The sequence below is a fragment of the Colwellia sp. C2M11 genome, assembly GCF_018860915.1.
Classification (GTDB): domain Bacteria; phylum Pseudomonadota; class Gammaproteobacteria; order Enterobacterales; family Alteromonadaceae; genus Colwellia.
Genome location: NZ_JAHKQD010000036.1, coordinates 14,664 through 29,615 on the forward strand (window position 1 = coordinate 14,664; position 14,952 = coordinate 29,615).

Annotated in this window: 10 protein-coding genes; 5 read left to right on the plus strand and 5 right to left on the minus strand. The window is 40.9% G+C overall.

Annotated elements, in window-relative coordinates:
• Window positions 1-36: 36 nt before the first annotated feature.
• From KO509_RS09110 to KO509_RS09120, 3 genes are all read left to right on the plus strand, one after another.
• Window positions 37-2,955, plus strand: a complete 2,919-nt coding sequence (locus KO509_RS09110; protein WP_215972968.1) for a TonB-dependent receptor — start codon at window positions 37-39, stop codon at window positions 2,953-2,955.
• 90 nt (window positions 2,956-3,045) lie between these two features.
• Window positions 3,046-4,044: a class I SAM-dependent methyltransferase gene (locus KO509_RS09115; protein ID WP_215972969.1), complete on the plus strand. Its 999-nt coding sequence runs from the start codon at window positions 3,046-3,048 to the stop codon at window positions 4,042-4,044.
• A complete protein-coding gene (locus KO509_RS09120; protein ID WP_215972970.1) occupies window positions 4,041-5,636 on the plus strand; it encodes an ABC transporter substrate-binding protein in 1,596 nt (531 codons plus the stop codon). Before KO509_RS09115 ends, KO509_RS09120 begins: the two co-directional genes overlap by 4 nt.
• Window positions 5,637-6,100: 464 nt before the next feature.
• Here the strand turns inward: KO509_RS09120 and KO509_RS09125 are convergent, their stop codons facing one another.
• From KO509_RS09125 to KO509_RS09140, 4 genes are read right to left on the minus strand one after another with little or no spacing between them, the layout of a single operon-like run.
• Window positions 6,101-7,090: a dipeptide ABC transporter ATP-binding protein gene (locus KO509_RS09125; RefSeq protein ID WP_215972971.1), complete on the minus strand. Its 990-nt coding sequence runs from the start codon at window positions 7,088-7,090 to the stop codon at window positions 6,101-6,103.
• Window positions 7,087-8,088 carry an ABC transporter ATP-binding protein gene (locus KO509_RS09130; protein ID WP_215972972.1) on the minus strand — a complete coding sequence of 334 codons (1,002 nt, stop codon included), beginning with the start codon at window positions 8,086-8,088 and terminating at the stop codon, window positions 7,087-7,089. The genes KO509_RS09125 and KO509_RS09130 overlap by 4 nt, the downstream gene beginning before the upstream one ends.
• On the minus strand, window positions 8,085-8,954 hold the full coding sequence (locus tag KO509_RS09135) for an ABC transporter permease (protein ID WP_252727470.1): 870 nt from the start codon (window positions 8,952-8,954) through the stop codon (window positions 8,085-8,087). The genes KO509_RS09130 and KO509_RS09135 overlap by 4 nt, the downstream gene beginning before the upstream one ends.
• Entirely contained in the window at window positions 8,951-9,892 is a 942-nt protein-coding gene (locus tag KO509_RS09140) for an ABC transporter permease (RefSeq protein ID WP_215972973.1), read from the minus strand. Before KO509_RS09140 ends, KO509_RS09135 begins: the two co-directional genes overlap by 4 nt.
• 205 nt (window positions 9,893-10,097) lie before the next feature.
• Here KO509_RS09140 and KO509_RS09145 point away from each other — a divergent pair, with 205 nt between their 5' ends.
• On the plus strand, window positions 10,098-10,880 hold the full coding sequence (locus KO509_RS09145; protein WP_215972974.1) for a class II glutamine amidotransferase: 783 nt from the start codon (window positions 10,098-10,100) through the stop codon (window positions 10,878-10,880).
• Between the two features lie 35 nt (window positions 10,881-10,915).
• Window positions 10,916-13,615 carry a LuxR C-terminal-related transcriptional regulator gene (locus tag KO509_RS09150; RefSeq protein ID WP_215972975.1) on the plus strand — a complete coding sequence of 900 codons (2,700 nt, stop codon included), beginning with the start codon at window positions 10,916-10,918 and terminating at the stop codon, window positions 13,613-13,615.
• A gap of 81 nt (window positions 13,616-13,696) precedes the next feature.
• Here the strand turns inward: KO509_RS09150 and KO509_RS09155 are convergent, their stop codons facing one another.
• The gene (locus tag KO509_RS09155) at window positions 13,697-14,824 is read right to left on the minus strand and encodes a PQQ-dependent sugar dehydrogenase (RefSeq protein WP_215972976.1); all 1,128 of its coding nucleotides are present in this window, start codon (window positions 14,822-14,824) and stop codon (window positions 13,697-13,699) included.
• Window positions 14,825-14,952: the final 128 nt, after the last annotated feature.

The following is a 14,952-nucleotide window of genomic DNA, read 5'->3' on the forward strand; positions in this document are numbered from 1 at the left end:
ATAACAAAAATATATTTAAGGCGAGGTAATTACCCCATGTTCAAATTTAGAATGAAAAACTCATTATCATCTGCGATCACCGCAGCTTTAGCTTTATCATCTTTAGCCCCCGTTTATGCATCTGCACAGTCTACAGCACCTTTACAAGAAGAGGTACCTGCGCAATCAGACATCGAGACTGAAGAAATTGAAAAAATATCTGTTACTGGTTCACGTATCCGTAGTGGTCGACAAGCGGCCTCAATTCCAGTTGATGTCGTTTCGTCAGAACAAATAAAATTATCAGGCTTTCAAAACGTTGAAGAAATTCTAAATAACATGCCACAATTTGTGCCATCTGGTACAGCCTCAACAAACTCTACAGCAAATCCAACAGCCACAGGTGCTGCAACCCTAGATTTACGCGGACTAGGCTCTACTCGTAGCCTAGTATTAGTTAATGGTCGACGATACACTTTTTTCGATTCTAGCCAAACAACCGATATTAATACTATTCCAGCTTCACTAATTGAACGTGTAGAAGTGGTTACCGGTGGCGCGTCAGCGGTTTATGGCTCAGATGCGGTAGCTGGTGTTGTTAACTTTATAATGAAGGATGATTTCGAAGGTGTTGAATTACGTACTCAATTCAACCAAACCGCGGAAGGTGATGGCAATACTAAAGACTTTACCCTAACTATGGGTGGCAATTTTGCTGATGGAAGAGGTAATGCTGTTATTGCCTTAAATTATTTAGATCGCGATGCAATTTATACAACAGATCGTGATTTTTCTTCTTCTGTTTTAACTGATGGTACTGATGCCAACGGCAATAGAGTTTTAGTACCTGGTGGTAGTAGCTTTGTACCAAATGGTCGTTTTACCGGACTACCAAGTTCAGCTGAAGGTATTGCTGCTATTCCTGGCTTAGATAGCGCACTCGCAGCAGCAGGGCTTACCGGTATCGGTGGTGACGGATTCATTCCAGATGCAGATGGTAATGTTCGCCCTTTTTCTCGCCCTGATGATCTATATAACTACACCTTAGATAATTTTCTACGTATACCGCAAGAGCGACACAGCTTAACGCTGTTCGCTGATTATGAGATCAATGATGATTCTAAGTTATATATTGAAGGTGCTTATACTCACAACGAAACCTCTACAGGTTTTGCCCCTTCTTTTATCAGCACATCATTACCTATTGACGTTACCAACCCTTATATCAGCTCAGAATTAAGTGATGTATTACAACTTGTAGATGCTAATGAAGCAGGTGTTGCTCAAAATGATGGTTTAGTTAATCTTGGTGTTAATCGTCGTTTAGTTGAAACTGGCGCTCGCCGTAATAACGATAGCCGTCACTCATTCAGAGCATTAATTGGTGTAGAAGGCGTTATCGATGATTACAACTATGATCTGTATTATTCTTATGCCCGCTCTGACAATACACAAACTCAAATAGGTAATGTATCTAGTTCTGCTTTTGCTGCTGGAATTTTATCCGTTGATGGTGCTGCACCGATAGTGAACCCATTTGGTCCGAATATTTCAGCTGAAGGAGTAGATTATATCAGTATTGATACTATCAATACTGAAGTCACTGAACTCAACGTGTTTGGTGCCAGTATCAGTGGCGATTTATTAGAAGTACCTCATGGCTTTCTATCGGCTTCATTCGGCGTAGAATGGCGCTCAAATAAAGTTGTCTTTGCTGTTGATCAGGCTTTACTTACAGGTGATGTTGCCGGATTTAATGCCGTACAACCAACCGCTGGAGAAATTGAAGTTTGGGAAGTATTTGGTGAAGTCTTTATGCCTATATTAGCAGACGTAGCAGGCATTAAGTCTTTAGATGCTACCGCAGCATACCGTTATTCAGAGTATGATCTTGAACAAACAGATGGCGTAAGTACTTTTCTTGTTGGCTTAGATTGGATGGTGAATGATTCTCTTGCCTTCGGTGCTCAATTCCAAAAAGCAATTCGTGCTCCTAGTCTTGGAGAAGCATTTGGGGGTCAACAGCTGTTCCCAGTTGCCGCAACAGATCCTTGTGCCCTGCCTAGTGCTGCAACGGATGCAACTATTCGCAGCCTTTGTGAAGCAACAGGTGTACCTGCCAGTCTTGTTGGCAGCGCAAACCTTCAGCCAAACAACGAAATACCAGGTGTTTTTGGTGGTAACCCCAACTTAAGCGAAGAAGAATCAGATACTATTACTGTTAGTGCAATTATTACACCTACCAGCATACCTAACCTACGTGTTTTAGTAGATTATTTCGATATTGAAGTTGATAACGCAATTGGCGCGTTTGGTGGTTCAGTAAATAACATACTCGATATTTGTTATAGCCAAGTACAAGATATCAATAGTACTGCATGTCAGGCTGTTAGTCGTAATTCTACTAGCGGAGTTATTGATACTCTTAATCCAGTTACTGCAACCAATGTTAACGTTGGCGGTTTAGCAACATCTGGGGTTGATTTCCAAGTAGACTATAAAGTTGAATTGGATGCTAGCGAGATTAATATTTTATTTAATGCAACCTTACTTAATGACTATGACCTAACCCCTATTGCCGATTTAAATACAGTGAATGACTGTGCTGGCGCATTTGGCACAACCTGTGGCGAGCCTAAATCAGAACTGAAAATGAACACTTCAGTTACATGGACAGATGGTGATTTAACTCTTGGTTTGAGACATCGTTGGTCTGAGGACACTACCCTTGACCAAGTACAATTTGGCGCTGATCCATCAACGTCTGCGGTTCCTGAACTTTCAGGCTACAGCTATCTTGATATTTCTGTTAACTATAATCTTAGTGATAACTCAACTATATGGGGTGGTGTAAATAACGTGTTAGATAAAAACCCTCCGCTATTAGGTTCACGTCAAAGTAGAGCAAATACTAGACCTGATACCTATAATGCAACAGGTGCTGAATTATTTATAGGTGGATCTTACCGATTCTAAGTTAAGGTAGAAGAAAGGAAGGTTTATTAGCCTTACTGGCATTAAACCTTCCTTCCTATAAACATACACCATACTTTAATAGGTAACTTAATGGACAATCAGAATGATAGTCTTTGGGAATGGAGTGTTTTCTGGCACTCTAACCAGTTGCATTCTTGCATGCCAGTTAACAATGAATCTGACGCATTAGCACCGATATGGCGCAATTTTTTTAGTGAGTTACCCTCAGGCGCCAAGATTTTAGATTTAGGAACAGGAAATGGAAGTTTAGCTGTACAAGCCGTTGCAGTTTCCCATAAAAAGCATCCTCCTTTTTCAATTCATGGGGTAGATCTCGCAGATATAGCACCTGCTAAGTATGTTGCCAATGCCAAAGAACAGTTATCAGATGTAATTTTTCACCCCCGAACTCCTATGGAAAAATTACCTTTTGAAGCCGATACATTCGATGCTATTGGCAGTCAATTCGCTATCGAATATTCCACAATTAATGAGAGTTTACGGGAAGCGTGTCGTGTATTAAAACCTGGAGGACGATTACGATTTTTGTTACATGCGAATGACGGCATATTAAAAGAGCGTTGTCGTCAGCAATATGAACAAGCCCAGATAATTTTAGCTAGCGAATTATTTTCAATCACGACTCAATTACTAATAGCACTAAATGAAGCTGAAACTTGCAATACACCACAAGCCATACAAACAGCAGAAAATTTAATATTATCCGTTAAGCAGGTATTTGATGAATTAGAAAAACGCTTTGCTGGAACCGAAGAACGAAGTCTTATCGATAACTTGTTTGCTGCTGTTCGCAACCTTCTAGGATTACGCAAGTCTTACGAAATTCAAGTTATCATAAAAATGAATGAAGATATAAAACTATTATTATTAGCACAATCAAAGCGCCTGCAATCCATGCAAAACGCAGCTTTAGATGACACCACGGTGACTGAAATGGCTGAACAATTGCACCAGCTTAACATTGATAACGTGTCATTAGAATTAGCTACAACAAATACAGGAAACCGTAGCATCGGCTATTGGTTATCCGGAGAAAAGCCCCAGCGAGTGGGTGAGGAAATATTATGAAAAGACGTGAATTTTTAGTAGCTGCTGCTGCCTCGGCTACGGGTATTATGCTCTCTGGTTGTACGCCGCCAGACAGATCAAACGTGTTACGAGCAGTTATGCACGCCGATTTACAATCTTTAGATCCTATTGTGACAACCATTGGTATTGTACAGCGACACGCATTAATGGTTTATGATTTTTTATTCGGTCGTGACACCAATGGCGTTCCACAACCTCAAATGGTTGGGCACTGGAATGTAAGTGAAGACCAACTCAATTGGGAATTCACCTTACGTAATGGACTGTTATTTCACGATGGCAGCCCAGTAACAACAACAGATGTTATTGCTTCACTGAAACGCTGGGGACAACGCGATGTTTACGGCCGACAAATATTTGCTGTAACAGAGCAGCTAGAAGCCATTGATGCGCAAAAATTTGTTTGGAAACTTAATCAGCCATACAGCTTATTATTGCATGCATTATCTAAAACTGGTGGACCGGTTGCTGCCATCATGCCTGCAAGTATTGCAGCAACAGATCCATCAACGTCAATTCAAAGTAGTATCGGCTCAGGTCCTTATGTTTTTGACACCGCAGCCTGGGTTCCAGGTGCAAAAGTTGTTTACCGAAAAAACCAGCATTATATACCACGTAATGAAACCCCAAATGGTACCTCAGGTGGCAAACATGTTTATATAGATACAGTAGAATGGCTGAATATTCGAGACCCTCAGTCTGCAGTCTTAGCCCTTGCTAACGGTGAGATAGACTTTTTTGAAAACCCATCACCTGAATTTTTACCGCTTTTGCGTGATTCAGGTGTTGTTATTCAACGTGCTGATCCACTTGGATTTCAAGGCATGTTACGCATGAATCATTTACACCCTCCATTTGATGATCCACGCGCGCGTCAGGCCTTGTTATACCTAATCGATCAAGATCGCTACTTGCAAGCCATGTTTGGTGATCCTGAAGTCACCAATAACTGTAGCGCATTTTTTGTTTGTGGCTCGCCACATGAAAGCTTAGCAGGTGTACCTAAAGGTCTTGGTAAAAACCGTGAAAAAGCAAAAGCATTAATGGCTGCCTCAGGTTATGATGGCCGTCCAGTCGTCATTTTACACCCCACAGATATTCAGTTTATGAATCTTGCTACCTTAGTGCTTGCTGACGACTTAAGATCAATTGGTGTTAATGTTGACTTACAAGCAATGGATTTTGGTGCTATGGGGTCACGACGTATCAATCGCTCTAGTCCACAAAATGGCGGTTGGGATCTTGGCTTAACTTATTGGCCAGGCGGTAACATTACTGACCCTATTGGTAATGTACCTATGCATGCAAACTGTGAAGATGCTTGGCCTGGCTGGCCATGCGATGCTAAACATCAAGCTTTAATTGAGCAGTACCCTTATGCGCCTAATGAACTTGAACGTAAGAAATTAGCTGACAAAATCCAAACCAGCGCTTATGAATTAGTACCTTATGTGCCAATTGGACAATGGTTTGCTCCCGTTGCTTATAGTCCACGTATAACGGGGATGCTTGAAGTGCCTGGCAGCACTGTTTTTTGGAATATTAAGAAAAAACCTTACCAACCAGCTTAGTTCACCCAGACTCAGTTTAAAGTGTTTTTAATCAGTTGAAATAAAACTATTTCAACTGATTATACTAACTTACCTGAACTCGGTTTAAGATATTTTTAATCCATTGAAATAATTACTAATAAAATTTAACTTATACTCTAGCTTGATAGTTTTTCTTTCTTCAAGGCAAATTTCGCGTTAATAGCTAGTCTATTGAAAGTAAATTTAACGATGAAGCAAGTAAAAGTAGCTGTTAGAGAAGAATATATTAAGCGAGCTCAGGTTAACTTGATAATTGCTCTACTTTGGCAATAACAAATAGCTAAATTTCACCTCAATCACGAGTCTCTGATCAATAAATTAAGGATGAAATCAGCAAAAGCAATCACTAGATAAGCATATGCCCCATCAGACATGCTTTGTGCTTACTCGGTTAGCTAATAAGTATGACTTAACCGATATTCTAGGCTAAGTCATCCTCTTTTCTAAGCTTCTTCTTTCGCGAAATGACAAGCTGTTTTGTGCCCTGGGCCTTGTACTTCTAAGGCTGGCTCTTCACTTGTACAAATAGGTTGAGCGATTGGACAACGAGTACGGAAACGACAACCTGAAGGCGGGTTTGTTGGACTCGGAATATCACCTTTCAAGACAATACGATTATTGATAGCATCTGGGTCACTATTTGGTACTGCGGATAACAATGCTTTGGTATAAGGGTGCTTAGGCGAATTAAAAATACTCTTTTTATCAGCAATCTCAACAACTTTCCCTAAATACATTACAGCAACATGTGTCGATATATGCTCAACAACAGCTAAATCATGGGCAATAAAAAGATATGCAATCCCGAGCTCTTTTTGCAAGTCCACCAGTAGGTTAATCACTTGAGCTTGTACTGAAACATCAAGCGCTGATACTGGTTCATCAAGAATAATCAACTTAGGGTTTGTTGCCAACGCACGAGCAATCCCAATACGTTGTCGTTGACCGCCTGAAAATTCATGCGGAAATCGATCGACCTGATCCGCACGTAAACCAACACGTTCAAATAAGTCTTGTACTCTATTCTTCAATTCGTCGCCGCTTTTTAAGCCATAATTCCCAATAGGCTCTGCAACCGTTTGGCCAACAGTACGACGTGGGTTTAATGATGCAAACGGGTCTTGAAACACTACTTGTAAATGCTTCCTTAATGGGCGTAATACCTGTTCAGAAACATGTGAAATATCCTGCCCGGCTAATTCAATTGTACCTTTTGTTGGTTCAACTAGACGCAAAATAGAGCGTCCTACGGTTGATTTACCACAACCACTTTCCCCAACAAGCCCCAAAGTTTCACCTTCAGCAATACTAAAACTAACGCCATCAACTGAACGTACAACACTCGCTTTTTGACCAAGCATTCGGTCAATAATACCTGTGCCACCAATCTCATAATGTTTAACCAGATCTTTGACAACTAATATATCGCTCATCGCGGTACTCCAACTTTTTCGCTATGCCAGCACGAAGCCAAATGGCCCGTGTTACCAACAGGTTGTAATTCAGGTGCATCTGTTCGGCATTTATCTGTCGCCAATGAACAACGCGGAGCAAAAGCGCAACCTATGATTGGCTCAAGTAATGAAGGAACTGTTCCTGGTATTTCTGTTAGCCGAGCCTGAGAGTTTGTGTCACCTAATCGTGGCATTGCACCAAGCAAACCTAAGGTATAAGGGTGCTTAGGGGTTCGCAATAAATCACGCACAGGTGCTTCTTCAATTTTTCTTCCGGCATAAACCACAATAACGCGATCAGCCATTTCAGCAACAACCCCCAAATCATGCGTGATTAAAAGAATTGCGGTACCTAAACGGTTTTTTAAATCTCGCATTAAATCTAAAATCTGCGCTTGTATTGTTACATCAAGCGCTGTAGTGGGTTCATCCGCGATAAGTATTGAAGGAGTGCAAGCTAACGCCATTGCGATCATTACACGCTGACACATTCCTCCTGACAGTTCATAAGGATATTGATCTAAGCGCTTTTCAGGTTCGGTAAGCTGTACAAATTGCAACATTTCCAACGCACGGGCACGAGCAGCCTTTTTGTCAAGATGCTGATGTAGCTGCACCGCCTCACAAATTTGCTCAGCTATTGTCAGTACAGGGTTAAGACTAGTCATTGGCTCCTGAAATATCATCGCGATTTCATTACCGCGAATTTTTTGCATTTCACTCTCAGTCATACTGAGAATCTCTTTATCGTTGAACTTAATAGAGCCACTATCAATTTTACCCGGCGGATTAGGAATCAAACGCATCAATGCCAACGCACCAACGCTTTTTCCTGAGCCAGATTCACCAACAATCGCCAAGGTTTCACCTTCATTTAAGGAATATGAAAAGTTTTGCACTGCTGGAACATTACCTCGCTCGGTACGAAAAGTAACCGAGAGGTCTTCTACTGTGAGTAAAGGATTTAATTTTTTCATGTGCGACTCACAAAACGAGGGTCAAAGATATCACGTAAGCCATCACCTAGTAGATTTACACCCAGTACAGTAAACGATAACGCTATACCTGGGAACATTACAATGTGCGGCGCGATTGAGAATACGGTGCGACCTTCCGCAATAATATTACCCCAACTCGGTGTTGATGGCGGTGTGCCAGCACCAATAAAGCTCAATATAGCTTCAGTCAATACCGCTGAGGCAAATATATAGGTCGCCTGCACAAGTAAAGGGGCCAAGGTATTAGGCAGTATATGTCGCCATAAAATCAGAATAAAAGGTGTTCCTGCTGTAATAGCCGCCTCAACATAAGGTCGTTCTTTCAATTGCAATACAACACTACGAACTAACCTAGCAACCCTAGGAACTTCCGCAATTGAAATAGCAATAATGACATTTTTCAAACTGGCGCCAGTCAAAGAGATTAATGCCACAGCAAGTAAAATAGAAGGGATTGCCATTAAGCCATCCATTACTCGCATAAGTATCTGGTCAACCCAGCTGACAAAACCACTCAGAATACCAATGAGTAAACCGAAGAAAATACCGATAACGACAACACCAAGCCCTACAGCAAGAGAGATACGTGCTCCGTAAATTGTTCGGCTATATACATCACGGCCAACTAAATCACCACCGAACCAAAATTCAGTACCCGGGACTTCCAGTCGATTAAAAGGCGCAATCGTTTGTGGGTCAATAGTACCTAACCATGGGGCGGCAATAGCAGCGAAAACTGCAATGGCCAACATAGCACCACCAATAATAATATTAGGATATCGCTTCCAAATTCGCATAAGACCGGTGGGCGAAGATGGGGTCTGTGTTATTGCTGAAATACTCAATATTTAATCCTCGGATCAAATAAACTATAACTGAGATCTATAAGTAAATTAACCACAACATAGGTTGCAGAAAATACCAATATAACTCCCTGTATCACGGGATAATCTCGACGAAGAATGGCATCAACCGTTAAACGACCTAGCCCTGGTATATTGAATACAGTTTCTGTCACAACAACACCACTAATCAACAGAGCAAAGCTAATGCCTATAACGGTAACAATAGGAATCGCAGCATTCTTTAATGCATGTCGAATCAACACTCTACGTACCGAAAGACCTTTCGCTCTAGCAGCTCGAATATAATCTTGATTTAGTATTTCAAGCATTGTAGTACGTGTAATTCGGGCAATAAGCGCAGCGTTAATTATACCGAGTGATAACGCAGGTAAAATAAGATGTTCCAAGAAAGGGCCAATACCATAAGCAATGGGTACATAGCCTTGAACGGGCAATAGCTTCAAGTCAACCGAAACGACAGCGATTAGGATATAAGATAAGACAAAGACTGGTATTGAAAAACCAAGTACCGCGAAACTCATCGCCATACGGTCAATCAAGCCACCTGCACGCCACGCAGCAATAACACCAAGAGGTACAGCAATTGTTACCGCAATAAATAACGAAGCGATTGTCAACGCTATTGTTGGCTCTAGTCTTTGAACTATTAATTCCATCACCGGCCGTTGAGAGAAAATAGAGATACCGAGATCTCCTTGAAACACACCACCGATCCATTGACTAAAGCGAACCAGAAAAGGCTGATCCAGACCAAGTGTGCTACGTAAGCGATTAATATCTTCTATAGAAGCTTGTTCTCCTGCTAGTACGGCAGCTGGGTCACCGGGCGTTAAATAAAGCAGTGAAAATACGATAATGGCGACAACTGCCATGACCGGAATTGTTGCTAATATTCGCCTAATTGCAAGCGCTAGCATTTACAGACTCCTAGGCGCAGAACGTTTGTTTTAAAGTAATTTAACATGCGACTCTCGAACAGTAATTTTCAGCTATTATGTCCTTATACTCGATAACTGTACAACTACCCCTTAGGGTGGTTTGCTGTGATACCCTAAAGACTATCCTTTTAATAGGCGCTATGCAGACTTACATCGCGCACCAATAATAGGATAAACAAAACTAATGTGTCGTTGGTTGGCTTATATCGGAGAACCCAGACTTATAGAACAATTTCTATATGATGGTCCACATTCCCTGTGTGAACAGGCTCTACATTCACATAAAGCAAAACTCGGTGTACATGGCGATGGTGGAGGCTTAGGCTGGTATGGTAAACCAAGCGCTCCTGGCTTGTATCGAGATGCTGGCCCTGCATGGGCTGATACGAATTTGCGGGAATTAACCCGTGTCATTGAAAGTGATGTTTTTTTTGCACATGTGCGCGCTTCAACTGGCGCAGGTAACTTATTGGTAAATTGCCATCCATTTCGCGCTGGTCGATTGTTATTTATGCACAATGGCCAAATAGGTGGCTTTCATCTTTTACGGCGACAGCTGTTATCAATGCTATCAGATAAGAGTTTTGACTGTATTGAAGGTGGTACCGATAGTGAATTGTTATTTCAACTCATGATCACTTTTGGCCTTAGAGAAGACCCAGATAACGCGATTAGAAAAACCATTAGCGTGGTCGATGAATTACGACAGAAAGAAAACATTCAAGAAGCTTTTCGCGCAACATTTGCAATAACCGATGGAAAAACTTTACGGGTCGTCAGGTGGGCTTCAGATACATACGCACCGTCTTTATATATAAACCAGACACAAAGCGGTACACTCGTCGTATCAGAGCCATTAGATGAAGATATTTCAAAATGGGTATCCGTATTGCCGAACACTTTAGTACGCCTTGAGTTACAAAACAATAATGAAGTTAAGGTACATAGCGAGTTGTTTTTAATATAACATGATAAATAGTTTACAAAAAAGTTGTCATTGGTATGAAAACTAAATTTATTACCCCTATTAGCCGTTCAAAAATGATGAATCGGCATAAGCTATTAAAATCAAGCAAAAATAAACGAGAACCAAAACTGACATTAGTTGCTGCGCCCGCCGGTTTTGGTAAAACGACATTGCTAACTCAATCACGAGAAAGTTTACTGTCTGATGGTTATTTAGTTCCTTGGATATCTCTCGGTGCCGACGATTGCAGTGTTTCTAATTTGCTAAGAAATATTGTCGAAGCTATTCAATATGCAATCCCAACCTTTGGTGCTCGAACAGCACGAATTATTAGTGCTTGCGCTCGCCTTGATGTCACTCGTACACTGAGCGATTTGGTTGAAGACATACGTGATACAGAAGCTCCATTAATTTTGATTCTTGATGATTATCATTGTGTTAGTGGTGGCGAAACGGATGAGTTGATCGAATTATTGCTAAACCTTGCCCCTGAAAATTTTCAGATGATTGTTGCCTCAAGAACACGACCACAGTTTGGTTTAGCCGCACTGCGTGTTAGAGATGAGCTACGAGAAATAACGCCTACTCAATTACGATTCGACTTATCTGAAGCGTCAGAATTTCTCCTGGAAATTCGTAATTTAGGCTTAAACGACGATCAAATTGAAAAAATTCACCAGCATAGTGAAGGCTGGGTTGCAGGTCTGCAACTTGCTTCCTTATCCCTACGAGATCCTGAACGACGAGACGGATTTATCGAGTCTTTTTCCGGTAGCTTACAGGATATTGCCGAATATTTGGCAAGTGACGTACTAAACCAACAACCCAAAGCAGTACAAGAATTTCTATTGCGAACATCGGTGTCCAATCGTATTAACGGTGAGCTTGCCGCCTACCTAACAGGTAATGATAATGCTCCTACAATGTTGGAAGAGATAGAACGTGATGGATTATTTGTATCGCCGTTAGATCAAAACCGAACATGGTATCGCTACCACCAGCTTTTCCATGAATTCTTGCTTGCTGAGTTACGTCGACGTCACCCTGGCGAACTAGTTTGTTTGTATCGTAAAACAGCTATATGGTTTCAAAAACAAAACTTATCACGTGAAGCTGTTGAGTACGCATTACTCGCCGGCGATTTTAACATTGTAACCACATTAGTAGAGCAGCAATCATGGATAGAGTTAATGGCAGGACGCATGCCGCAAGTTATCACTTCGATTCGTAGAATTCCAGATGACGTGCGTAACGAAAACCCTAAAATACTCTACTTGTTAGGTACAGCACTTTACCATGCGAATAGCGCCGATGAGAGTGACGACGTACTGTCAAAAATGATTTCGCTTGTTGATAAGCAAGAAGCCTCTGCAGCATCAGACGAAAGTAAATACTTAAGTGAGCAAACACGTTTATTGTCGGCTGGTATAGCTATTGCTAGGGACGATCCTCATAAAATAATTGAACTACTCTCAGATGAATTTTATTACTTAAGTGACTTTGAACGTGGGCTTGCCTGTAATTTTCTAGGTTATGCACTATCGGAATTAGGTGAATTCGGGCCAGCAGCAAAAACCTTATCTGATGGTAGACACTATCATTTATTAGCTGGTTCAGAGTTTGGTGCTATTTACTCAGAGTGCTTCTTAGCGTTAACGGACTTTTCTAATGGTAACTTGGATCATTGTTTTGCACGCTTTTCTCCCGAAAGTAGAAGTTTTTCGAAAGAGAAGTACGTGGCACCGATACCGCAAGTAATTCAGGGTATTGTCTTATACCAATGGAATAGAATCGATGAAGCCCTAGAATGTTTACAGCCTAACCTGCCTTTAATTGGCGAAGTTGGTTTTACCAAATTACTCGTGTTTGGCTATACCGCACTGGCTCGAATAAGTGGCTTACACGGTGATCATCGTGCGGCAATGCGTTGTTATGATTTAATTGCCGCTGTAGGCGCTCGCTGGGGTGCTCCTTATGAACGCCATCAAGCACTAGTTGTCGGTGCTCGCATTGCTTACCTTTTACAAGCAGAACGCCTAAATGAAGCCTTAGATCATGCACTAATTAATGACATAGATGTAGACGCCGATACTTTATCACTACCGGCAGAATGGGCTCGTAAACCTTGTCGAAACGCACTCACTTGGGCAAGGCTACAAATAGCCACGGGCCGACCTGAAGTGACACTTCCTGTGTTGGCTGAGTTACGCAAACTTGCCACTGAATCACGTTGGGGAATGCGTGTCCTTGAATGTTATATTCTTGAAGCTCGCGCTCGATTTTTACAAGACAAAATTAAAGCGCGTAGTCTAGTTGATGAGGCACTTGCAATTGCCGCGCCCAACCATTCCGTGCGTTGTTTTGTTGATGAAGGTAGTGAAATTGACTCATTACTACTCGATTTACGACAAAGTGAAATCAAAGGTTGGTCGTCTTCTAAAAGAAGTTTTTTGGAGGATGTTACTCTATCAATCGTAACCGAAGAATCTGAAGAAGCTGAGGTTACTAATAATATAAGCCCTGTTGCTGGTTTAATTGAACCGCTCAGTGATAGGGAGTGCCAAATATTAGGGCTTATTTCCGCCGGTTGTACAAACAATACAATTTCCACAACCTTGTTTATTAGCTTAAATACCGTTAAATGGCATTTGAAAAATATTTTTGGCAAACTTGGCGTGAATAATAGAACTTCTGCAGTAGCTGTCGCTCGACAGCTAGACTTGATACCTATGTAAAAATCGATAATAGCTACTTAAACCTTGAAGTGTCCTATATATAATCTATAGTACACTTCAAGGCGCTACTTTGGAGTTAACTTAATTACTGACACTCATCGGCAGCAAACGGGAAATACCTTCGCCATCCACGCCTAAATAAATATAACCATCACTCCCTTGAATCACATTTCGATATCTACCACCAGTTTCAGTTACTACCTTGGTTTGTTTTACTACTTTGCTATCTTTCACTTCTAATAATACTAGGTGATTAAATTTCAATGATCCAAGCAATATTTTCCCTTGCCATTGTGGATATTTATCACTGGTAATAACTGCCATACCAGACGGTGCAATAGAAGGATCCCAAAAAAGTTTAGGCTGTTCCATCCCAATTTTTTCAGTCAAGTCCGTAAATGCTGAGCCATTATAATTAACACCGTAACTTATTATCGGCCAACCATAGTTTTTCCCTGCTTCAATTAAATTAACTTCGTCTCCGCCCTTTGGTCCATGTTCATGTGACCATATGACTCCTGTATCACCTAATTTAACTAATCCTTGAGGATTACGATGTCCATAAGAAAAAATAGCTTTTTTCGCACTATTACTCTGAACAAATGGATTATCATCCGGAATAGAGCCATCTAAATTTAAGCGATATATTTTACCGCCATCACGCGATAAATCTTGTGGATTTAAATCACGTGCTCCTCTGTCGCCTATTGAAAAATAAATATAATCATCATCTACCACTATTCGGCTACCATAATGTGAGCCTTTGGTGGTATTTCCTTCACCTTTATAAAGAACTTTTTGCTGTGTAAGGCGATTATTTTTTATGTCTAACTTAGCTTGCATTAATGCCGTATGACTGCCTTTACCCTCACCTTCAGGGCTAGCATACGAGAATAATATCAAGTGATTTTTTTCATAATATGGATGCAGAGCAATATCAAGTAAACCACCTTGATTATTTACATGTATTTTCGGTAAACCTTGAATTTCAATGGCGGGTTCATTCTCTGTTAATAAAAACAAGGTACCCGAACGTTCAGTCGCTAGCATTTCTCCACCGGGGAGTTGTACCATACCCCAAGGAATCGATACCTCTGGCCACATTAACTCAGTTTTATAAGTACCTTTATTCTTTTCTAAGTAAATAGAATGCTTTGCGTGTGCTGTTGATGATAAAAAAATCAACACAGTTACTATCAAATATCTCATAGTGTTCCTTATAATTTAACTCGGATTATTTGGCTATGGTGCAAAATTTATAAACCTTACATAAGAAACAGTAGACTTTTATCGTGTTGAAATCAATAAAGCCAATTGACTCATATTTATCGATAACA

Excerpts from the sequence above, each read along its gene's own strand:
- KO509_RS09110 (WP_215972968.1), top strand. The coding sequence starts at position 37 with ATGTTCAAATTTAGAATGAAAAACTCATTATCATCTGCGATCACCGCA.
- KO509_RS09115 (WP_215972969.1), top strand. The coding sequence starts at position 3,046 with ATGGACAATCAGAATGATAGTCTTTGGGAATGGAGTGTTTTCTGGCAC.
- KO509_RS09120 (WP_215972970.1), top strand. The coding sequence starts at position 4,041 with ATGAAAAGACGTGAATTTTTAGTAGCTGCTGCTGCCTCGGCTACGGGT.
- KO509_RS09125 (WP_215972971.1), bottom strand. The coding sequence starts at position 7,090 with ATGAGCGATATATTAGTTGTCAAAGATCTGGTTAAACATTATGAGATT.
- KO509_RS09130 (WP_215972972.1), bottom strand. The coding sequence starts at position 8,088 with ATGAAAAAATTAAATCCTTTACTCACAGTAGAAGACCTCTCGGTTACT.
- KO509_RS09140 (WP_215972973.1), bottom strand. The coding sequence starts at position 9,892 with ATGCTAGCGCTTGCAATTAGGCGAATATTAGCAACAATTCCGGTCATG.
- KO509_RS09145 (WP_215972974.1), top strand. The coding sequence starts at position 10,098 with ATGTGTCGTTGGTTGGCTTATATCGGAGAACCCAGACTTATAGAACAA.
- KO509_RS09150 (WP_215972975.1), top strand. The coding sequence starts at position 10,916 with ATGAAAACTAAATTTATTACCCCTATTAGCCGTTCAAAAATGATGAAT.
- KO509_RS09155 (WP_215972976.1), bottom strand. The coding sequence starts at position 14,824 with ATGAGATATTTGATAGTAACTGTGTTGATTTTTTTATCATCAACAGCA.